The organism is Bacillus sp. FSL M8-0071 (assembly GCF_037975455.1).
Lineage (GTDB): Bacteria > Bacillota > Bacilli > Bacillales > Bacillaceae > Bacillus > Bacillus subtilis.
In genome coordinates, this window is record NZ_CP150256.1 from 844,502 (window position 1) to 864,363 (window position 19,862).

The following is a 19,862-nucleotide window of genomic DNA, read 5'->3' on the forward strand; positions in this document are numbered from 1 at the left end:
TTCAAAACGGAATATATTTAAACAGGTGCCCCAGCCGCGGAAGCAGGGGATTCACTCTCATATAAATCCATAGAAAAGCACTTCCTGCAATCAGCAGGCTGAAGGCCCATTTTGTTAGATTGTTAGCGGAACGAAAATTCTTCCATTCATATGCGTATATGGCAATGCACACAATCAATGTCTGTACGATATAGCTGATCATGCTGACGCACCTCCATTAATGGCTGATCGTTTTGTATAGGACACCGCCCTGCTCAATCGTCACAATTGGGACGACGTGAACCTCCATATCCTTATATACCTCTTCCCATTCCTTTTTCAGCAGATTCTTCGTGGTTGCCGTGCTTCTGATGGTCCTGTCTTGAAAGCCGGCCGGGTCCGCCTTTAGCTTTTGCAAACGATGAACGGTGCTGATCACGTCCTTCTTTATGGTTCTGTTTAGTGCTTTTTGAATGATGTAATACTGGTCATTTTCTCTCGTCTCATAGGTTGATTGGTTTTCCATAATAATTCCTTTGGCTCTGATCTCGATTGTCATTGACAGCTTTCCGTTTTTTTCAGCGGCATGAAAGGATGCATTGGACTTTTGAAGCTGAATGGATGCTTGCCCCATTTGATTCGGCAGGTCTACTATGAATTCTGGCTGGCGGGCTTGATTCAGCAACATCAGGGCTGCTGTCATGTGTTCATCTTTGAAAATATCCATCAATCTGTCCTTTTTAAAGATCGCAAGCCCGTCAATTTTCAAATTAGATTTGCCTTTCCCTCCAGGTTTTGTTTTAGATGCAGAGATGACCGGTGCATACGGATCACTGCCTATTTCTACTAGATCAGACATGAATCTGCTTAAGAAAACGGGGCGGCTCGTTGCGATAATGGCCAGCTCCCGAATCATTTCCGCCGGAAACTGTTCAAGCTGAACATCGGTATTTAAAATGTCCCGCGCTTCTCCCCGGCTGACTAAAATGAGCGCCGTTAATCTGTTCTGCGGATTTCGCGTTAAAATATCAAAGACTGGGGCAACGCCGTCTCTCGCCATATCCTCTCCAATAATGACTGTACGTCTGTGGGACGTATTGATTGTCCGTGACAAGGAGGTTTGCAGCTTGTTGTTCGCTTCTCTGATCGTAGTGCCGGAAGCTGAATCAACATACCATGTTTTTGAACCGGCAGTTCCGCCGCCGCCCCCTGTTTGTCCGCCTAATTGGCCGACCAAGGGAATCTGCATGGCCACTCGATACTGATCTTTTTTCTTATCAATGGCTGAGCTGACAACAAATGCAATGTCATTGATTTCTGTCCGGTCCCAGCACCCCGTTAGAAGGATACAAATGAGAAGCGGCAAAACACACTTATATATTGTTTTCTTCATCTTTTGGGTCCTCTCTTTTCGCTCCCTTCTGTCCGTTGCCGCGCGAATACGTGCCCGGCCTTCTGGTCATCGTCCACCAAGGCGCCCTGACAAAAATATCTTTTACTTCATCTCGTTTAAACGGAGAAATCCCGGATAAATAAGGAATGCCGAAAGATTGCAGCTTGCATAAATGAAGCACTAAGATAATCGTGCCGAGCATAATGCCGAATATCCCAAAAATACTCGCCAAAAACATAAGCGGGAAACGAAGCATCCTGATGGAGATAGCTAAGTTAAACCGCGGAATTGTAAATGACGCGATCCCTGTTAACGATACGATGATCACCATGGGGGCAGACACAATTCCCGCTTCAACAGCGGCTGTCCCAATGACTAGGGCCCCGAGAATACTGACGGTCTGGCCGATGGTTTTCGGCAGGCGCACTCCCGCCTCACGGAGAGCCTCAAAAGAAATTTCCATAATCAATGCTTCTATGATGGCGGGGAAAGGAATCGGTTCACGCGCAGAGGCCACACTGAACATTAAGTTTGTCGGCATTAAGTCCTGGTGGTATGTAATAACGGCAACATAAATAGCCGGCAAATATAAAGCAACGAATAAAAACATATAGCGAAGCCAGCGGATTAAGTTAGACATCAAATAACGCTCATAGTAATCTTCACTGGCCTGCATAAGCTGCCAAAACGTAATCGGGCCTGTTAAGACAAAGGGCGTATTATCTGTGAAAATGGCAAATCGGCCTTCGAGAAGCTGGGCGGCGACGGTGTCCGGCCTTTCTGTGTATTGCAGCTGGGGGAATGGCGAGTACGTGTCGTCTTCGATAAATTCTTCAATATATCCGCTTTCTAAGACAGCATCAATCTTTATCTTTTTGATTCTTTTTTTTGCTTTGTCAATGACCTTTGGATCGGCAAGCCCGTCAATATAGGCCAAGACAACATCGGTTTTGGTTTTCGTGCCGATTTTAAACGAGATCATTTTAAGCTGAAACGTTTTGACGCGAAAGCGCACAAGAGCGGTATTGACCCTGAGGCTTTCAGTGAAGCCCTCTCTTGACCCTCTGATGGTCGATTCTGTTATCGGCTCTTCAATGCTTCTTCTTTGTCCGCCTTTTATATTTAAGATCAGGCCTTTTGAGTGCCCGTCGGCAAATAAAACCGCGTTCCCCTCAATGATGGATGCAGCCACTTTGCTCATACTCGTTTCTGTTGCAACACTTGAAATGGATAGAGTATTTTGCAGCGCCTCTTCATGTTCATCTATTTGATCCGTCAAATGCATTAAGAAAGGGCGGAGGGCGTGATCCTGAATATGTTCAGATTTTACAATTCCTTCGATATAAACAATAAATCCGCACAGCCCGTTTCCAAAGTCAAATTGTCTAAATACGATGTCTGAGCAGCCTTCTGTTAATAAGGTCAGATTATCGAGGTTTTCCTTCAAATTGGGAGAGATCGGTCTGTCCTGATTGTCTTCAAGCTCTTTGATGAGCTGAAGCGCTTTGTCGCGTTTATTCATAGAGGCTCACCCTGCTTTTTAATGTCACAATAAGTGCTTGTGACTTTTAGGGTAACCTTGTCTGTTTCATATATTCCAGACTAGGATGAAAGCGCTATAAAAAAAGTGTTGACTACCTGTATATACAGGAATACAATATGATTATAAGTTGTATATACAAGTTATAAAAACGGATACGGAGGGGTTGGCATGGGGGAACTGAACAAATCGGCACGTCAGATTGTCGAAGCAGTCGGCGGTGCTGAAAATATTGCAGCGGCAACTCATTGTGTTACACGTTTGCGTTTTGCTTTAATAGATGAAAGCAAGGTTGACCAAGAGATGCTTGATCAAATTGATGTGGTAAAGGGATCATTCTCGACAAACGGACAGTTTCAGGTCGTAATCGGCCAGGGAACTGTCAACAAAGTATATGCTGAACTGGTCAAGGAAACGGGAATTGGCGAGTCAACAAAGGATGAAGTGAAGAAGGCATCAGAAAAAAATATGAATCCTTTGCAGCGTGCTGTGAAAACGCTTGCAGATATTTTTATTCCAATATTGCCTGCGATTGTCACGGCGGGTCTTTTAATGGGGATCAATAACATTTTAACGGCGGAAGGCATTTTCTTCAGCACAAAATCGATTGTGCAGGTTTATCCGCAGTGGGCGGATCTTGCTAATATGATTAACCTGATTGCAGGCACGGCCTTTACGTTTTTGCCTGCGTTAATCGGATGGTCTGCCGTCAAGCGGTTCGGCGGCAATCCGCTTCTCGGCATTGTGCTCGGGGTTATGCTCGTGCATCCTGATTTGCTGAATGCGTGGGGATATGGCGCGGCAGAACAAAGCGGAGAGATCCCGGTATGGAATCTATTCGGCCTAGAGGTGCAGAAAGTCGGCTATCAGGGCCAGGTGCTCCCAATTTTGCTTGCTTCTTATATGCTGGCGAAGATTGAGGTATTTTTAACAAAACGCACACCTGAGGGCATACAGCTGCTCGTTGTCGCACCAATTACGCTTCTCTTAACAGGATTTGCCTCTTTTATCATTATCGGCCCGATTACATTTGCGATCGGTAATGTACTGACTTCAGGGCTGATCTCGGTGTTCGGTTCTTTTGCCGCACTGGGCGGTCTGTTATATGGCGGTTTCTACTCAGCGCTCGTGATTACCGGTATGCATCACACGTTTCTTGCAGTCGACCTGCAGCTCATCGGATCAAAGCTCGGCGGCACCTTTTTATGGCCGATGCTGGCGCTTTCTAATATCGCACAAGGTTCGGCAGCTCTGGCCATGATGTTTATCGTGAAGGATGAGAAACAAAAAGGCCTCTCCCTCACATCAGGGATTTCTGCTTATCTTGGCATTACAGAGCCTGCCATCTTTGGGGTGAATCTGCGATACAGATTCCCGTTTATCATTGCAATGGTCAGCTCTGGCCTGGCCGGAATGTATATTTCTTCTCAAGGTGTGCTGGCAAGCTCCGTCGGTGTCGGCGGCGTGCCGGGGATTTTCTCAATCATGAGTCAGTACTGGGGCGCGTTTGCAATCGGGATGGCTATTGTATTGATCGTGCCGTTTGCCGGAACATACGCGTATGCGAGATTCAAACATAAATAACAAATGGGGAGCGGGACGTGTTGAACGTTCCCTTTTCCCGTTTTCAATTTAAATATGGTGGTGGAAACAGATGAAAACAGAACAAACGCCATGGTGGAAAAAAGCTGTGGTTTATCAAATTTATCCGAAAAGCTTTAACGATACGACGGGAAACGGTGTCGGCGATTTGAACGGCATTATTGAAAAGCTGGATTACTTAAAAACACTTCAAGTGGATGTGCTATGGCTGACGCCGATTTATGATTCTCCTCAGCATGATAATGGGTACGATATTCGTGATTATTACTCGATTTATCCTGAATACGGAACGATGGAGGATTTTGAGCGGCTAGTGTCCGAAGCACATAAAAGAGACCTGAAAGTCGTCATGGATCTTGTCGTCAATCATACGTCAACAGAGCACAAATGGTTTCAAGAGGCTATTTCGTCAAAAGACAGCCCGTATCGTGATTTTTATATATGGAAAAACTCGCAGGAAAACGGTTCTCTTCCGACGAACTGGGAATCGAAATTCGGCGGCTCGGCATGGGAGCTTGACGAAGCGTCGGGCCAATACTATTTGCATCTGTTTGATGTGACGCAGGCTGATTTGAATTGGGAAAATGAAGAGGTCAGAAAGCATGTCTATGACATGATGCATTTTTGGTTTGAAAAGGGAATAGACGGCTTCAGGCTTGATGTCATCAACCTGATTTCTAAAGATCAGCGCTTTCCGGATGCGGAGGACGGCGGCGACGGCCGCTCTTTTTACACTGACGGGCCGCGGGTGCACGAATTTCTGCATGAAATGAACGAAAAGGTGTTTTCGCATTACGACAGCATGACGGTCGGTGAGATGTCTTCAACAACCGTAGACCACTGTATCCGGTATACGAATCCTGACAATAAAGAACTTGATATGACATTCAGCTTCCATCATCTCAAGGTTGACTATCCTAACGGCGAAAAATGGGCCTTGGCGCCGTTTGATTTTTTGAAGCTGAAGGAGATCCTATCCGACTGGCAAACGGGGATGCACGCAGGAGGGGGATGGAACGCTCTGTTCTGGTGCAATCATGATCAGCCGCGCATAGTATCAAGATATGGAGATGATGGCGCATATAGGGTGAAATCGGCGAAAATGCTTGCTACGGCCATTCATATGATGCAGGGCACGCCTTATATTTATCAGGGCGAGGAGCTGGGGATGACGAATCCGAAGTTTTCGGACATCAGCTCCTATCGGGATGTCGAATCGCTGAACATGTATCACGCCTTTAAGGACAAAGGAATGGCTGATCAAGAGATCACAGCCATTTTACAGGCGAAATCCCGTGACAATTCCAGAACCCCTGTTCAGTGGGATGCTACGGAGAATGGCGGTTTTACAACGGGCACCCCATGGATACCGGTCGCCGGCAATTATCGGGAAATCAATGCTGAAGCGGCGCTGAGGGATCAAAATTCGGTGTTTTACCATTATCAAAAATTGATTCAGATTCGCAAAATGTATGACATTGTGACAGAGGGAACGTATGAGATAATCGCAAAGGATGACCCGAACATTTTTGCGTATCTCAGACATGGCAGCAATGAAAAGCTGCTCGTGATCAATAATTTTTACGGGACAGAGGCGGCCTTTACACTTCCGGACTCTTTAGCGCCTGACGAATGGAAGGCAGAGGTGCTGTTGACGAACGATGAAGCAAGGGAAGGGCTTCAGAACATGACGCTTCGCCCGTATGAGTCCATTGTTTATCGTTTAACGAAACCGTGTTAAACTAAGCTGGGTGGTCCATAATGAAGGTGAATAAATTCATCACAATTTATAAAGACATCGCACAGCAAATTGAAGGCGGCCGATGGAAAGCGGAGGAGATTCTTCCGTCTGAACATGAGTTGACCGCACAGTACGGTACATCAAGAGAAACGGTCCGAAAGGCGCTTCATATGCTCGCGCAAAACGGTTATATCCAGAAAATCAGGGGAAAAGGCTCCGTCGTGCTCAATCGTGAAAAAATGCAGTTTCCCGTTTCGGGCCTTGTCAGCTTCAAGGAGCTCGCGCAAACGCTTGGCAAAGAAACGAAAACAACTGTACACAAATTCGGGCTGGAGCCTCCGTCAGAGCTGATCCAAAAACAGCTACGGGCCAATCTGGATGACGACATCTGGGAAGTCATCAGGTCTAGGAAGATTGACGGGGAACATGTGATTTTGGACAAGGATTACTTTTTCAGAAAGCATGTCCCTCACTTGACGAAAGAAATTTGTGAAAACTCCATATATGAATATATAGAAGGAGAGCTCGGTCTTTCGATCAGTTACGCCCAAAAAGAAATTGTCGCCGAGCCGTGTACCGACGAGGACAGAGAGCTGCTCGATTTACGCGGCTATGACCATATGGTCGTGGTGAGAAACTACGTCTTTTTGGAGGATACCAGTTTGTTTCAATATACGGAAAGCAGACACCGTCTCGACAAATTCCGATTTGTTGATTTTGCGCGGCGGGGGAAATGAGAGAGGCGCCTGCCTGCGGCAGCGCGCTTTTTTGTTTGGTATCAAAATTGATACTATCCAACAAAAATGTGCGTACTTTTACTTTTTATCATAATGGCTACAATAGAGATGAGAGTAACCTAAAGGAGAGGTGTTTTACATGACAGAACTAAAGAAACAAATTCTGGATGCATACAATTTCAGGCATGCGACTAAGGAATTTGACCCGAATAAAAAAGTGTCAGACAGCGATTTTGAATTTATTTTAGAAACAGGAAGACTGTCTCCGAGCTCACTCGGCCTTGAGCCTTGGAAATTTGTCGTCGTCCAAAATCCGGAATTCCGCGAGAAGCTTCGTGAATACACATGGGGCGCGCAAAAGCAGCTGCCGACCGCAAGCCATTTCGTCCTGATTCTTGCGCGTACAGCGAAGGATATCAAATATAATGCGGACTACATCAAACGTCATTTAAAAGAAGTAAAACAAATGCCTCAAGACGTGTACGAGGGCTATTTAAGCAAAACAGAAGAATTCCAGAAAAACGATTTGCATTTGCTTGAAAGTGACAGAACATTGTTTGACTGGGCATCAAAACAAACCTATATCGCGCTTGGCAACATGATGACTGCCGCTGCGCAAATCGGTGTTGATTCCTGCCCAATCGAAGGCTTCCAGTACGATCACATCCACCGTATTCTTGAAGAAGAAGGCCTTCTGGAAAACGGAAGCTTTGATATTTCTGTGATGGTGGCATTCGGCTATCGAGTGAGAGACCCTCGCCCGAAAACAAGATCTGCTGTTGAAGATGTTGTGAAGTGGGTTTAAATAAAGAAAGCTGCTCGCTAAGCGAGCAGCTCTTTTTTTATGCCTGATTCGCTCTATTCTGTTTTCTCCTCTGATGTAAGTACATTGCCGTTCCGAGTGCGCTGATCAGAAATCCGGCCAACAGGATCGAGTACATGGATGTGGCTGTGTCCGGAAGCAGGCCGCCAGCCGGACCGTCTGTTCCTGATCCGCCCGAACCGTTTCCACCAGAGCCGTTAGTCGGTTGAGTGCCGGGAGGCGTATCATTTCCTCCGTTTCCGTCAGTTGGCTGTTTTCCGCCTGGTTTGTCGGAGCCTCCGCCATGATTGCCGTCATCACCGCCTGTCGGTTGGTCGGACGGGAATGCCGGCGGTTTGTTGTTTGAACCGGAATTTAAGATCGTGTATTCGCTGAAGTGGTTTGTATATCCTGTCACCATATCATCATCGACTGATCCGTGACCTGTCTTTGTGAAAGCTTTCTTTTTTCTATCGACGTGATAAATGGCAGGGTTATGGGCTTCTTCAATATCAAACATGCGAAGCGAAAGCTGTACGGGCTCCTTGAATGATTTTATTTCTTTTCCTTTTTGCTTCACTGTAAAGTCATATACATCTGACAGTGACACATCCAATTCTCCCGTAGACTTGATTCCGATTGCAGTGTCTGCGGTTTTAAGGTTCGCCATTGGCATCTTCATGCTGTACCAGTAGTTGAACATCGTCAATGAAGGATCTGACTCTCTTTCTTTCAAAAGTTTGACCTGATCTTTTTTCACTTTAAGATTGATAGGCTTCTCTTGAGATCCTTCATGTATTCCATAATAGACAAATGGCGTGTTGGCATTTTTAGCATAAATCGCAAATTTGTCTTCATCAAGTGTCCAGCTGCCGTCCTTCTGCTTTGTCGGCAGGAATACTTCTTTGATCCGTCCTTCAACTTTAGGAGAGACCTTGTTTCCTAGTTTTTTCAGCTGTTCGGTGAAAATCTCATAATCAACGTAGCCAAGGTCTTCACCATGGGAGGCTTCTGTAAAGACAGAATATCCGTCTCCTCCGGCACCGACAAAATTATTTGTTGCCACGCGGTAGGTATCATCCGTATTTATAGCAACTTTGTCTCCGTTAGGCGATTCAATTTTCACTTCTAACACACGGTGCCCAGGTTCGTTGTTTAATGTAAAGGTATATTCGATTCCGGCCACCTGAGGGAAAGCGCCGCCGCCATTTTCCACATTGCTTAGGCCTTGTTCAAGGGCTTCTTTAATTTGTTTTCCGGTTAAATCGGCCACGTAAAGCGTATTGCCGAACGGCATCACGTTGAGCACCTCGCCGAGTGTGATATCACCTTTGTCAATGCCGGCTCTGATGCCGCCGCCATTTGTTATCGCTATTCTGGCGCCGGCTGCTTCTTTCGCTTTTGCCAGCATACCGTCCGCGATGAAGTTTCCGAGATTCGTTTCTTTCGTGCGCACATGCTCACGCTGGCCGTCAAGCGCCACATCCGTATAGCCGACTTTTTCATTTTTTACGTCTTCTAATTCACTTTTGAACTGATCAAGCTCTTGTTTTGCTTCTGCGTTTTCTTCTGTATGCTCATCAATTGGCAGCACGCTCTGATTTGATTTGTCTGTTTGCACAACGCCATTTTCATCAAACGCGACATCAACGCGCCCCAAGAATTGGCCGTATTCTTTTGCCTGTGCCACGATCGTCGGTTCTTCGTTGTTCACGACCTCCATTTTGTCTACGAGGGTGTGAGTGTGTCCGCCGATGATCAAATCAATGCCTTTTACTTTTTTGGCTAGCTCAAGATCCCGGTTATGCCCGATGTGGGTTAAAGCAATAATTTTATTTACCTGTTCTTCTTCTTGAATCGCTTTGACGGTGTTTTGTGCTGTTTCAAAGGCATCATTGAATACGATGCTTTTGCCCGGGCTTGATGTGGTGGCTGTATCTTCTGTTGTCAGGCCGAATACGGCGACTTTCTCCCCGTCAACGTCTAACAGAATGTAAGGGTGAATGCCGGCCTCTTTCTTTTCACCTGCCGTAAAGGTTTGCGGCTTTTTGACAAATGATTTCAGCTTGGGCTCATTTGACACATCTACGTTTGCACTGACAATCGGAAATTCCGGCGCTTCAAAGTGATAGCGGTTCGCCGGATCAACGGTTGCGCTGTTTCCGCTTAGAAAATCAGAAAGCACTGTCGGGCCTTTGTCAAATTCATGATTTCCGAAGGTCATGGCGTCATAGCCCATCATGTTCATCATTTTCAGATCGGCCAAACCGTTCCATTTTGTAAAATACAGATCGCCGGAAAACACATCTCCCGCATCAAGGAGAATGTTGTGATTTGTTTCGCTGCGTACTTCGTTGATTTTCGTCATTCGTCTTGCTGCATCATCGAGATGTGCGTGCGTATCATTGGTGTGCATGACGGTCAGGTCCCACAGTCCGTCTTTAGGAGGATCTGGATTTGAATCATCATCGAATTGCAGCTTATACACACCATAGCCTTCATTCGCAGACTTGCCTACATAAGCGACGTCGTCTGCTTTATCGGCAAATGGCTTGGCCAAAAGCGAGGATTCAAACGTCAGATTCGTGCCGGAAACAGGCGCGATTGACCAGTTGTTGTCTGCTTTTGGATTGACTGTTTTTTGTTCAATAATGTAATCCATCAGCACCTGCCTATTTTCAACTGCAGAGCCGTGGACAATTTTATCGCTCGTCAGATGAGGGAACCCGCCGCCTCCGGACGCACGATAGTTATTGGTGACTACGAGAAATTCCTGGCTTGGGCTGATCGGCTTGCCTTCATAGGAAAGATTGATGATACGGGATGAATCCGCATTGATCACTTTTCCGTTCTCATTGTATTTAGCCGGTTTTGTCACATCGACCTGATATGTGACACCGTCAATCACATCAAAATTATAGGAGCGGAAATTCTCATTCAGCAAGGCCTGATCGCTGCCTTTGGCTGGATCAATTTGATTGAATTGGCCTGCTGACATCTCCAGCCAGTCCTTGACCTCGCTGCCTGTCAGCTTGACGATTTGAACAGTATTATCGTAAAGATACAAGTCACCGACATTTTTAATCGCAAGATCTCCGGCTGGAATGTTTGTATAGTAATTGGCTCCGTTTCTGCCGCCTGCTTTAAACGGCGCTCCAGCGGATAAAATCGGCAGGTTCTTGTACTCGGTATCCTTCATTTCTTTTTCAGCGTACCACTTTTGCGCGTCAGTCACGATCTGAATGGAAGGATCATCTTTGACCTGTGCAAAGAAGCTGTTAATATCTGCTTCGGTTTTGCCGACTGGCTTTCGGACATACTCCAGTGTGTTTTGGTGTGTTTGCTGAATGGTGTTTGTAACGGTTTCGTTTCTTGATGTGACGTTGCCAGCAATAGATTCAATACTTCCTTTGGAATCTGCTACCTTCCATGAGCCGTCCGCCTTTTCAAGCTTGAGGTCAATCACGCCTAAATATTTGCCCCAGCTGCTTGGCATGACGACAGGAATGCCGTTAATTGTTCCCTTTTCCACATTGAACTGAGCAACACCCGCATACTCGGCGGAAGGAAAGAGTCCGTGCTGATGGCCCGAGATAATCGCGTCAATGCCTTTCGTTTTGGTGGCAAGGTCAAATACGGCGTTTTCTGCACCTGATGATTGTGACTGCTTTTCAATGCCGGTGTGGGCGAGGGCAATAATGACATCTGCGCCTTCCGCCTTCATTTTCGGGATTGTTTCATTGGCGGATTCTACGATATCCTGCACCTGAACCTGCCCCTCGAGATTCTTTTTGTCCCATGTCATGATTTGCGGCGGGACAAAGCCTATGTAACCGACTTTTACTTTCTGCTCATTACCGTTTTCATCAATGAGGGTTTTTTCATTAATCACATACGGCGTATAACGGTTTTCGCCGCTAGTTGTTTTGACGTTGGCATTTACAATCGGGAAATCGGCTCCTTTGATTGTGCCGTCGAGAAAGTCGAGCCCGTAGTTGAATTCATGATTGCCAAGCGTTCCGGCGTCGTATTTCAGCGCATTCATGACGCTGATAATCGGATGGGTTTTCGTGCCGGAGATAATGTCGTCTTTTTGATATTTCACCGCGTATTCACCCAGCGGATTCCCTTGAATCAAGTCGCCGCTATCCACAAGCAGGGTGTTAGGGTTTTGCTCGCGGTGCTTTTGGATCAATTGCGCTGTTCTCGCCAGACCGAAATCCGCCGTTTCTTTGTCACTGTAGTAATCGTAATCCATCATGTTGGCATGAATATCAGTCGTAGCCAAAATACTCAGATGCACCTGAGGAGCCGCGCTTTCTTCTGCATGAATGGGTGGTGTTGGGAGGATTAGGCTAAGTATCATAATTGGGGGCAAAAGAATACGGAGAATGTTTTCGACGTGTGTTCGTCTTTTCTGTATTCTCACCAGTTCTCCACCTTTCAACGAAATTTGTGTTACAGCTCCTATTGTAAGAATATTTTGTAACTATTTGTAGGTGTTTCTTTATGATTATTGTAAAAGGGAGAAAAATGAGTACTATGTAGCAGCTTCAAGCGACAAATACTGGGTATTTATGCTTATCGTTTGTCCATATTCGCAAAATGTTTATTTTAGTGTGGCTGGGGTAGAGTGTTTTATGTAGACATATAAAGCGGGAGGTTATGAACCATGGGGAAAAAAATTGCAGTTGTTTTGACAGATTACTTTGAGGACAGCGAGTACACTGAGCCTGCGAAAGCCTTTAAAGAAGCGGGACATGAACTGACTGTCATCGAAAATGAAAAAGGAAAAACAGTAAAAGGCAAGCAGGGAAAAGCGGAAGTGACGGTTGACGCGTCCATTGACGACGTAAACCCTTCAGACTTTGATGCGCTTTTGATTCCCGGAGGATTTTCACCAGACCAGCTTCGCGCTGACGATCGTTTCGTCCAATTTACAAAAGCGTTTATGACTGACAAAAAACCGGTATTCGCCATTTGCCACGGCCCGCAGCTTTTAATCAATGCGAAAGCGCTCGACGGCCGAAAAGCGACGGGCTATACGTCCATTCGTGTTGACATGGAAAACGCCGGTGCCGACGTTGTGGACAAGGAAGTGGTTGTTTGCCAGGATCAATTGGTCACTAGCCGCACACCGGAAGATATACCGGCATTTAACCGCGAGTCATTGGCATTGCTTGAGAAATAAGAAAAAACGGACGCTCTTGGGCGTCCGTTTTTTGTTGCTTAGGCTTGAGCACCTGTCAGTTTCTTGTACCTGTAATACAAGAAAGCAGCTGCAGCCGTTCCGATGACCGCAATGCCGAAGTCGAATATGAAAATATGAGCGATGCCCCCCGCTTTTGCGATAAGCCCTGTTGCAATCGGCAGCAGAATCGATGCAAGACTTGAAGCGGTCGCTACAATTCCGGTAACGGTTCCTTTTCGCTTCCAGAAAAGCTCTGTCATTAACGTAATGGTAATTTGAAACACACCCGCAGTTGAAAAGCCTAAGAAAAAGGCAGTGATGTCCAGCACAACTGGGATATGAACGGTCAGCATGACTGCGAGCGTACATAAAGTAATAATAGGATATAAGAGCGTTATGAAGACAGGTTTGACCCATCTATTCAGCAAAACGGCTAATAATAAAACAGATGCCAGAGATCCTATACTATAATAGCTCAGCAATTGTACAGATGCTGATTCAGCTAAACCGGCTGCCTTTTGCGCGTAGCTCGGGAGCCAGATTTGAGAAACCGTAAATAAAGCCGTGGATGTAAAACCGATGATAATCAGTGCGGTGCCTTCCTTCTGAAAAACGGGTTCAGACAAGAAAACGGGAGATTCCTGTTGGCCGCTATTAGTTGGTTTCTTATGTTTTTTAGGAAACGAAAGCGTTGATAAATAAATAATATTCAGGAGATAGACCGCTGCCGGCAGATAAAAAGCAAATCCGTAAAACATGCTGTGGTCTGATAAAAATGTGATCAAAAGCGGCAAAAGTGCGGCCCCGACAGACATAAAGGCTTTGACCAAGACATTCGCCGAACCGGAAGCAGACGGAAAGAGCTCGGTTAGGGCCGGATATGTTCCGGCATCCATCGCTGAATTTGCGACTCCGGCTAATAAGGCGAACACAAACGCCAGCTCATAGCTCGGTGATAAAGGAATACCGACTAAAAAGACGGCCATAATTCCCGCAGAAGCGACAACAAGCGGCTTTCTGCCGATTTTATCTGATAGAACGCCGGAAATGCCGTATGTCAGCAGTTTGCCAAACCCGATAGCGGCAATGACATAACTGATGCCGGTCGGATCGGTATTCCACTGTTTTGTTAATGAAGACATATTGGATGCGAGAATGATGTTGACCATCCCCAGAAAGAAGTAGTTGATATACATTCCGGATGCTGTTTTGATAGATGTCGTTTGCATGCTTGTACTCCTTCAAATCTTATTCGAACACTTTGCTGTTTTGGTTTGGGGAAATGATAAAAAAGACTCGCCGAGTTTCCGGCCAGTCTCCATTATTTACGAAGCGAGGCTAATTCTTGAGCAATCGCCTGCATTTCACTTGGGCTGAATGATTCTTTTTTCATCACCATTCTGTGAAGGTACGTGAGGTCTTCAATCTTCTCATCACTGAAATCCTCCGCTTTGATTACGCCGACGTTCAGCATGTTCAGCTTTTGGGAAATCTCTTCAATCATTTGAGTTAATGTTTCTGTATTTGGGCTGGACAAAGGGTTCCATCCTTTCTATGCGCAATATAGGTATGTTTTATTCTAACAGAATTCCATCAGAAAAAAACCCTATTCTAAAAGCAGGCTGTTCATTCCAAAAAAGTGAAGACATCAGTTGAAAAGAAAATGAACATCCTACTAAGATATTCATGAAGGTTTCTTTTTAGAGAAATAGGGGCAAAGAATAGGGAGGTTGGACAACATGATAAGCGTGTTATTCGTTTGTTTAGGAAACATTTGCCGGTCTCCGATGGCGGAAGCGATTTTTCGGGACCTTGCAGCCAAAAAAGGATTAGAGGAGAAAATCAAGGCGGACTCAGCGGGAATCGGCGGCTGGCACATCGGCAATCCGCCGCATGAGGGAACGCAGGAGATATTGCGCAGAGAAGGAATCAGCTTTGATGGCATGCTGGCGCGTCAAGTCAGCGAACAGGATCTGGCCGATTTTGATTACATCATTGCAATGGATGCAGAAAATATCGGAAGTCTCAGAAGCATGGTGGGATTTAAAAACACTTCACATATCAAAAGGCTTTTGGACTATGTTGAAGATTCAGATCTTGCCGACGTTCCCGATCCTTACTACACAGGGAATTTTGAAGAAGTCTGCCAATTAATCAAATCGGGCTGTGAGCATCTGCTTGCGTCTATTCAAAAAGAAAAACAATTGTGAGTGAAAGGAGAATTTGCATGAACAACGAACGTTTAATGCTGAAAGGGATATTTCTCGGAGCTGCGGCAGGTGCGGCGTTATCACTGCTCCATAAGCCGACAAGACAGGCGTGCGGCATGAGATGGCTGACATGCAAGCATAAACTTTCACTGTACAAAAGCAATCCGGAGCTGTTAAAAAACACTGTCATCACAAAAGTGGATGAGGCCAAAAAACTCGCCCAAACGCTTTCAAAGGAAGTCGACTTTGTGAACCAGCAGGTGAAAGAGCTGAAGAAAACAACGCCGCAAGTGATGGAACTCGTGCAAGAAACGAAAGAGCATTTTTCAAAAAAATGATCAAACATGCGAGGTGAGACGACATGAGTTTTTTGAAAGAGCTTTTCAGCAGATACACCCTTCATGAAGGACAAAGTAAATCAGCGGAGCTGGCGTATTTTTTTCTATTGTCACTGTTTCCGTTTTTGATTTTTATGCTGACGCTCACCGCGTATCTTCCGCTTTCTACCGATGATGTTTTAGGAGTCATAGAACAATATGCTCCCGCCAGTGCGATGTCACTCGTTGAATCCATTACCCATCAAACCTTAAATAATCGAAATGGCGGTTTGCTGTCATTCGGGATTATCGCCGCATTATGGTCTGCGTCTAATGGAATGAACGCGATCGTCCGGTCGCTGAACCACGCGTATGATGTGGAAGAAAACCGCTCTTTTATCATTGTTCGTCTAACCTCGATTTTTTTGACGATTGCCATGGTATTTACGATTTTAGTGGCTTTGCTTCTGCCGGTATTTGGCCGGGAGATTGGAAGGCTCGCTTCTGACTTTGTCGGCGCGTCGGATCTGTTTTTATCCGTCTGGGCCGCCATTCGCTGGGGTGTCAGCCCGCTTGTGCTTTTGATTGTTTTTTCCGCGCTGTATGTGATTGCGCCGAACAAAAAGCTGTCTCTCCGTTTTGTCATGCCGGGTGCGGTCTTTGCGACCATCGGCTGGATCATTGTCAGCACATTGTTTTCATTTTACGTCAGCACGTTTGCGAACTATAGCGCTACTTACGGGAGCATCGGGGGAATCATCGTTCTGATGATTTGGTTTTACTTGAGCGGCATTTTAATTATCCTAGGCGGAGAAATCAACGCTCTTTTACATAAACGTAAAAAGCTTCCTGATGAAAATCCCTACCATTAGCGCACCCTATAAACGAACTTCGGTTCAAAAAGAAGTCGGGGGGATATCGTGATGACCAAGCATACGAAAAAAGGCGGAAGCCATAACAAACAAAATTCGAAAAGCAAATCGAGCCATAAAACAAGCGGAAGCGCCAACGGACAAAACGGCTACCATTAGCATAAAAGCCTCCTGACATGATGTCGGGAGGCTTTTTGATTAAGAAGATGAAGAATAGGTTTCAGCCGGTGACCAGCTTTTCGGTTTGCCCAGCACAAGGGCCAGCCACACAGCGCTAAGCGTGAGAGTAATGAAGTAGAACAAGTTTGCGCTTTCAAATGTCTGCATATACCAGCCGCCGGCAACCGGGCCGAGGATGCTGCCGAGACTGAATGTAATGCCGCAAAGCAGGTTTCCCGCCGGCAGGAGGTGGGGCGGAAGAAGATCTGTCATATAGCTGATGCCAAGTGTAAAGGTTGATCCTACTGCCATTCCTGCAATAAAAAAGCAGCCGCCGATCACGTAAGGCGAAGGAAATACACCGGCGATGAAAAAGCAAAGAGCCCCAGTCAGTAAAATCACCAGCAGCACATTCCGCCTGCCGTATTTATCGCTGAGGATGCCGAGCGGAAACTGAAAAATAATGCTTCCAATCGCAAATGCGGGAAGGATGATCGCTACTGCGTCTACTGATATCCCCAAACGGAGCGCGTACACCGGAAAGCTTCCGTTCAGCGCCGTTTCCAAAAAGCCATAGCCAAATGTAGGCATAAAGGCAACCCACCCAAACAGCATGGCCTGATAAAATCGCCTGAAACTATTGTCTGATTTGGTTTCATGAGGACTGGTTTCCGGGTATGCATTTTGTAGAAAGAAAACAAAAAGCCACGCAAACAGACTGATGCAGCCGGACACGATAAAAGGAAGCGACGGACTCAGCTTGACAAGCGGCACCATGAACGGGCCTGCGGCAAAGCCAAGGCCAAAGGAAAGCCCGTAAATAGACAGGTTTCTTCCGCGATTTTGTTTTGATGACATGGAGGTCACCCACGTTTGCGTAGAAAAGTGAAGCATGTGGTCGCCGATTCCAATGAACAGGCGAAGCAGGAACCAGACCCAAACTGACTGAAGCCAAATAAATCCGAATAAGCTTAAAATGACAATGCTTCCGCCCATGACGATCAGCGGCTTGAACCCGAGCTTTCTGAGCGGCGCTTCCATAAACGGCGAAGCCAAAAGCACACCGATATACAGCCCGGTCGCGTGCAGGCCGTTGATAGCAGCGGATTCTCCATTTGTTTCAAAAATGATTGAAATGACAGGCAGCAGCATGCCTTGTGAAAACCCGGAAATGGATACGAGCAAGACAAGGATAAAGAAATGAAATCGTGACATCGTGTCAGTTCTCCTTATGTGGAATCTATGTTGATCGTACAATGTTTTCCAAAAGCAGGCAACCTGAAAAAAGCCTATATCACGCTATACATTTGCCCTCGTGTAATCATGAAGGTTTTTGTGAAGAATAAAAATAAAACAAGTCATAAAAAAGGAGCTATTTCACCATGAATCGTATCTTTTTTATTTTAGTGGCGGCCGGTGTTCCGCTTTCTGTGATTGGCAGTTTGATGCATTGGCCTTCCGCGGTTCTATTTGCCGTTTATTGCGTGACGATTATCGCGCTTGCAAGCTATATGGGGAGGGCGACAGAATCACTGTCCATCATTGCAGGACCGCGTATCGGCGGTTTGCTGAATGCCACCTTCGGGAATGCGGTGGAGCTGATTATTTCCCTTTTTGCATTAAAAGAAGGCCTGACAGGAATCGTGCTTGCCTCTTTAACCGGTTCAGTGCTGGGGAACCTGTTGCTGGTAGCGGGCCTATCGTTTTTTGTCGGCGGTTTAAAATATAAGCGGCAGGAATTTAATATCCATGATGCCCGCCATAACTCCGGGCTTCTGATTTTTGCCATCATTGTCGCCTTTGTGATTCCGGAGGTATTCTCTGTTGGTATGGGAAACGCCAGCAAGCTCAATTTAAGCATCGGCATCAGCATCATTATGATTCTGTTGTATGTGGCGGCGCTGTACTTTAAACTTGTCACGCATCGGGGCGTTTATCAGCCGAATAATGCCGCTCAGTCTGAAGAAGAGGAAGAGCCGGAATGGTCAGGGAAGGTTGCGACGATTGTCTTGTTTGCGGCAACGATTGTGGTTGCATACATATCCGAAAACCTGGTCCATACCTTTCACTCGGTTGCTGAACAGTTCGGGTGGAGCGAGCTGTTTATTGGGGTCATCATCGTGGCGATTGTAGGAAATGCGGCGGAGCACGCGTCAGCGATTATTATGGCCTTCAAAAATAAAATGGACATTGCGGTTGAAATTGCAGTCGGCTCTACGCTGCAGATCGCTATGTTTGTCGCACCGGTTCTCGTCATCTGTTCTATCTTTTTTCCGACAAGCATGCCGCTTGTATTTACATTGCCGGAGCTCGTCGCGATGGTATCAGCGGTTCTCTTGATGATCGCGATTTCGAATGACGGGGATTCCAACTGGTTTGAAGGGGCGACACTGCTTGCTGCATATGTCATTATGGCGATCGGCTTTTTCCTTCTTTAACCTGAAAAAATGATGGATAACAACAAAGCGGGATGAAAAGACTAAGGGAAAATGCCATAGAAAGAGTGATATGATGAAAAAGCTATTTCATTCCACACTTATCGTGTTGTTATTCTTTAGTTTTTTCGGCGTTCAGCCCATCCACGCGAAAAAGCAGTTTAAGGTTCCTAATTCTGTCGCAAGCATTTCAAAGGAAAACACGTATCCGAATGCTTCACAGGATCAGCCAATGCTTCAGCCGAGCAAGCTGGCAAAGGAATTGCTCGATCATTCTGAGGTGAAGATTGAAAATCCGCATCTCATCAAAATGCTGAATGAATCCAACATATCCGGCACACCGCTTGCAGTAGGGTACCGGGCGACAATATTTCTCGGGAAATGGGCGCTCGGCTATGAATCAAATGAAACAGTCGCAAACTGGGAATATAAAAAAATCAATACAAACCGTGCGGATAACCGCGGCGGGAAAGAAACGGCTGAAATGCATTATGCCCAGGAACAGCAGTACAGAGTGAAGGGCGGCCTCACAGCTAAAGTTCCAAATGCTGAAGATGTCAAAAGCATGATGATGCAAAAAGCAATGAAGAAAACGAACCTTCCGCTTGCATTTGAGACGGTCATTGGGGCTGGCACAAAACGGGATCAGATTTATAAAGTCGCTCCTAAAAAAATCGGTTATTTACATGCATATGCACCGGCTGTGAATGAAAAAGGAAAAGTGACTTACGGAGAAGTGTACTTAGTGCTGAAAGGAAATAAACGAAAACTCGTCGTGAAAAATGTCACGTCACAGGGCATCGGCGCGTGGATTCCGGTTCAAGATCATGTCACATTTGGCTTTCAGCTTTCCTCACTGCCAAGATAAATAAAAAACTGATTCC

At 46.0% G+C, this 19,862-nt stretch carries 17 protein-coding genes; 10 read left to right on the forward strand and 7 right to left on the reverse strand.

All coding sequences use genetic code 11. From position 1 onward, the window contains the following. Position 1 precedes the first annotated feature (1 nt). Genes MKX71_RS04280 through MKX71_RS04290 form a run of 3 tightly spaced genes read right to left on the reverse strand, consistent with a single transcriptional unit; the run spans position 2 to position 2,894 of the window. On the reverse strand, positions 2 to 202 hold the full coding sequence (locus tag MKX71_RS04280; RefSeq protein ID WP_003233686.1) for a hypothetical protein: 201 nt from the start codon (positions 200 to 202) through the stop codon (positions 2 to 4). A 15-nt stretch (positions 203 to 217) separates the two neighbouring features. Further along, positions 218 to 1,372 (reverse strand): Ger(x)C family spore germination protein, encoded by a 1,155-nt coding sequence (locus MKX71_RS04285; RefSeq protein ID WP_003243672.1) that lies wholly within the window; start codon positions 1,370 to 1,372, stop codon positions 218 to 220. Beyond that, the gene (locus MKX71_RS04290) at positions 1,353 to 2,894 is read right to left on the reverse strand and encodes a spore germination protein (protein WP_144483489.1); all 1,542 of its coding nucleotides are present in this window, start codon (positions 2,892 to 2,894) and stop codon (positions 1,353 to 1,355) included. Before MKX71_RS04290 ends, MKX71_RS04285 begins: the two co-directional genes overlap by 20 nt. A gap of 189 nt (positions 2,895 to 3,083) precedes the next feature. Here MKX71_RS04290 and treP point away from each other — a divergent pair, with 189 nt between their 5' ends. The 4 genes from treP to MKX71_RS04310 all read left to right on the forward strand — a co-directional run bounded on the left by treP (position 3,084) and on the right by MKX71_RS04310 (position 7,797). After that, positions 3,084 to 4,496, forward strand: coding sequence for a PTS system trehalose-specific EIIBC component (gene treP, locus MKX71_RS04295; protein WP_003233682.1), 1,413 nt, complete (start codon positions 3,084 to 3,086; stop codon positions 4,494 to 4,496). Positions 4,497 to 4,566: 70 nt separating this feature from the next. Further along, on the forward strand, positions 4,567 to 6,255 hold the full coding sequence (gene treC, locus MKX71_RS04300) for an alpha,alpha-phosphotrehalase (RefSeq protein ID WP_339231769.1): 1,689 nt from the start codon (positions 4,567 to 4,569) through the stop codon (positions 6,253 to 6,255). Between the two features lie 20 nt (positions 6,256 to 6,275). After that, entirely contained in the window at positions 6,276 to 6,992 is a 717-nt protein-coding gene (gene treR / locus MKX71_RS04305) for a trehalose operon repressor (RefSeq protein WP_003233679.1), read from the forward strand. A gap of 139 nt (positions 6,993 to 7,131) precedes the next feature. Then, positions 7,132 to 7,797 carry an NAD(P)H-dependent oxidoreductase gene (locus MKX71_RS04310; RefSeq protein WP_029317487.1) on the forward strand — a complete coding sequence of 222 codons (666 nt, stop codon included), beginning with the start codon at positions 7,132 to 7,134 and terminating at the stop codon, positions 7,795 to 7,797. 37 nt (positions 7,798 to 7,834) lie between these two features. Here the strand turns inward: MKX71_RS04310 and MKX71_RS04315 are convergent, their stop codons facing one another. Then, positions 7,835 to 12,223 (reverse strand): multifunctional 2',3'-cyclic-nucleotide 2'-phosphodiesterase/3'-nucleotidase/5'-nucleotidase, encoded by a 4,389-nt coding sequence (locus MKX71_RS04315; protein ID WP_339231770.1) that lies wholly within the window; start codon positions 12,221 to 12,223, stop codon positions 7,835 to 7,837. Between the two features lie 243 nt (positions 12,224 to 12,466). Between MKX71_RS04315 and yfkM the strand changes: the two genes are divergently transcribed. Then, positions 12,467 to 12,985 carry a general stress protein 18 gene (yfkM, locus tag MKX71_RS04320; protein ID WP_015252557.1) on the forward strand — a complete coding sequence of 173 codons (519 nt, stop codon included), beginning with the start codon at positions 12,467 to 12,469 and terminating at the stop codon, positions 12,983 to 12,985. A gap of 38 nt (positions 12,986 to 13,023) precedes the next feature. On the opposite strand, the gene MKX71_RS04325 is transcribed toward yfkM, so the two are convergent. Continuing rightward, on the reverse strand, positions 13,024 to 14,214 hold the full coding sequence (locus tag MKX71_RS04325; protein ID WP_003233671.1) for an MFS transporter: 1,191 nt from the start codon (positions 14,212 to 14,214) through the stop codon (positions 13,024 to 13,026). A 92-nt stretch (positions 14,215 to 14,306) separates the two neighbouring features. Next, positions 14,307 to 14,522 carry a DUF1128 domain-containing protein gene (locus MKX71_RS04330; protein ID WP_003243712.1) on the reverse strand — a complete coding sequence of 72 codons (216 nt, stop codon included), beginning with the start codon at positions 14,520 to 14,522 and terminating at the stop codon, positions 14,307 to 14,309. A gap of 202 nt (positions 14,523 to 14,724) precedes the next feature. On the opposite strand from MKX71_RS04330, the gene yfkJ reads away from it, so the two are divergent. From yfkJ to MKX71_RS04345, 3 genes are read left to right on the forward strand one after another with little or no spacing between them, the layout of a single operon-like run. Further along, a complete protein-coding gene (yfkJ, locus tag MKX71_RS04335) occupies positions 14,725 to 15,195 on the forward strand; it encodes a protein-tyrosine-phosphatase (RefSeq protein ID WP_101172067.1) in 471 nt (156 codons plus the stop codon). A gap of 17 nt (positions 15,196 to 15,212) precedes the next feature. Next, complete coding sequence (locus tag MKX71_RS04340; protein WP_003233665.1) at positions 15,213 to 15,533, forward strand: hypothetical protein; 321 nt, start codon at positions 15,213 to 15,215, stop codon at positions 15,531 to 15,533. 23 nt (positions 15,534 to 15,556) lie between these two features. Next, the gene (locus tag MKX71_RS04345; RefSeq protein WP_003242564.1) at positions 15,557 to 16,384 is read left to right on the forward strand and encodes a YihY family inner membrane protein; all 828 of its coding nucleotides are present in this window, start codon (positions 15,557 to 15,559) and stop codon (positions 16,382 to 16,384) included. A 198-nt stretch (positions 16,385 to 16,582) separates the two neighbouring features. Here the strand turns inward: MKX71_RS04345 and MKX71_RS04350 are convergent, their stop codons facing one another. Further along, the gene (locus tag MKX71_RS04350; RefSeq protein ID WP_003243008.1) at positions 16,583 to 17,758 is read right to left on the reverse strand and encodes an MFS transporter; all 1,176 of its coding nucleotides are present in this window, start codon (positions 17,756 to 17,758) and stop codon (positions 16,583 to 16,585) included. Between the two features lie 167 nt (positions 17,759 to 17,925). On the opposite strand from MKX71_RS04350, the gene cax reads away from it, so the two are divergent. Beyond that, positions 17,926 to 18,981, forward strand: coding sequence for a calcium/proton exchanger (cax, locus tag MKX71_RS04355; protein WP_003233658.1), 1,056 nt, complete (start codon positions 17,926 to 17,928; stop codon positions 18,979 to 18,981). A gap of 70 nt (positions 18,982 to 19,051) precedes the next feature. Next, positions 19,052 to 19,846 carry a YfkD famly protein gene (locus MKX71_RS04360; protein WP_003233657.1) on the forward strand — a complete coding sequence of 265 codons (795 nt, stop codon included), beginning with the start codon at positions 19,052 to 19,054 and terminating at the stop codon, positions 19,844 to 19,846. Positions 19,847 to 19,862: the final 16 nt, after the last annotated feature.

Coding starts and splice junctions, on each gene's coding strand:
- MKX71_RS04280 (WP_003233686.1), bottom strand. CDS start 202: ATGATCAGCTATATCGTACAGACATTGATTGTGTGCATTGCCATATAC.
- MKX71_RS04285 (WP_003243672.1), bottom strand. CDS start 1,372: ATGAAGAAAACAATATATAAGTGTGTTTTGCCGCTTCTCATTTGTATC.
- MKX71_RS04290 (WP_144483489.1), bottom strand. CDS start 2,894: ATGAATAAACGCGACAAAGCGCTTCAGCTCATCAAAGAGCTTGAAGAC.
- treP (WP_003233682.1), top strand. CDS start 3,084: ATGGGGGAACTGAACAAATCGGCACGTCAGATTGTCGAAGCAGTCGGC.
- treC (WP_339231769.1), top strand. CDS start 4,567: ATGAAAACAGAACAAACGCCATGGTGGAAAAAAGCTGTGGTTTATCAA.
- treR (WP_003233679.1), top strand. CDS start 6,276: ATGAAGGTGAATAAATTCATCACAATTTATAAAGACATCGCACAGCAA.
- MKX71_RS04310 (WP_029317487.1), top strand. CDS start 7,132: ATGACAGAACTAAAGAAACAAATTCTGGATGCATACAATTTCAGGCAT.
- yfkM (WP_015252557.1), top strand. CDS start 12,467: ATGGGGAAAAAAATTGCAGTTGTTTTGACAGATTACTTTGAGGACAGC.
- MKX71_RS04325 (WP_003233671.1), bottom strand. CDS start 14,214: ATGCAAACGACATCTATCAAAACAGCATCCGGAATGTATATCAACTAC.
- yfkJ (WP_101172067.1), top strand. CDS start 14,725: ATGATAAGCGTGTTATTCGTTTGTTTAGGAAACATTTGCCGGTCTCCG.
- MKX71_RS04340 (WP_003233665.1), top strand. CDS start 15,213: ATGAACAACGAACGTTTAATGCTGAAAGGGATATTTCTCGGAGCTGCG.
- MKX71_RS04345 (WP_003242564.1), top strand. CDS start 15,557: ATGAGTTTTTTGAAAGAGCTTTTCAGCAGATACACCCTTCATGAAGGA.
- MKX71_RS04350 (WP_003243008.1), bottom strand. CDS start 17,758: ATGTCACGATTTCATTTCTTTATCCTTGTCTTGCTCGTATCCATTTCC.
- cax (WP_003233658.1), top strand. CDS start 17,926: ATGAATCGTATCTTTTTTATTTTAGTGGCGGCCGGTGTTCCGCTTTCT.
- MKX71_RS04360 (WP_003233657.1), top strand. CDS start 19,052: ATGATGAAAAAGCTATTTCATTCCACACTTATCGTGTTGTTATTCTTT.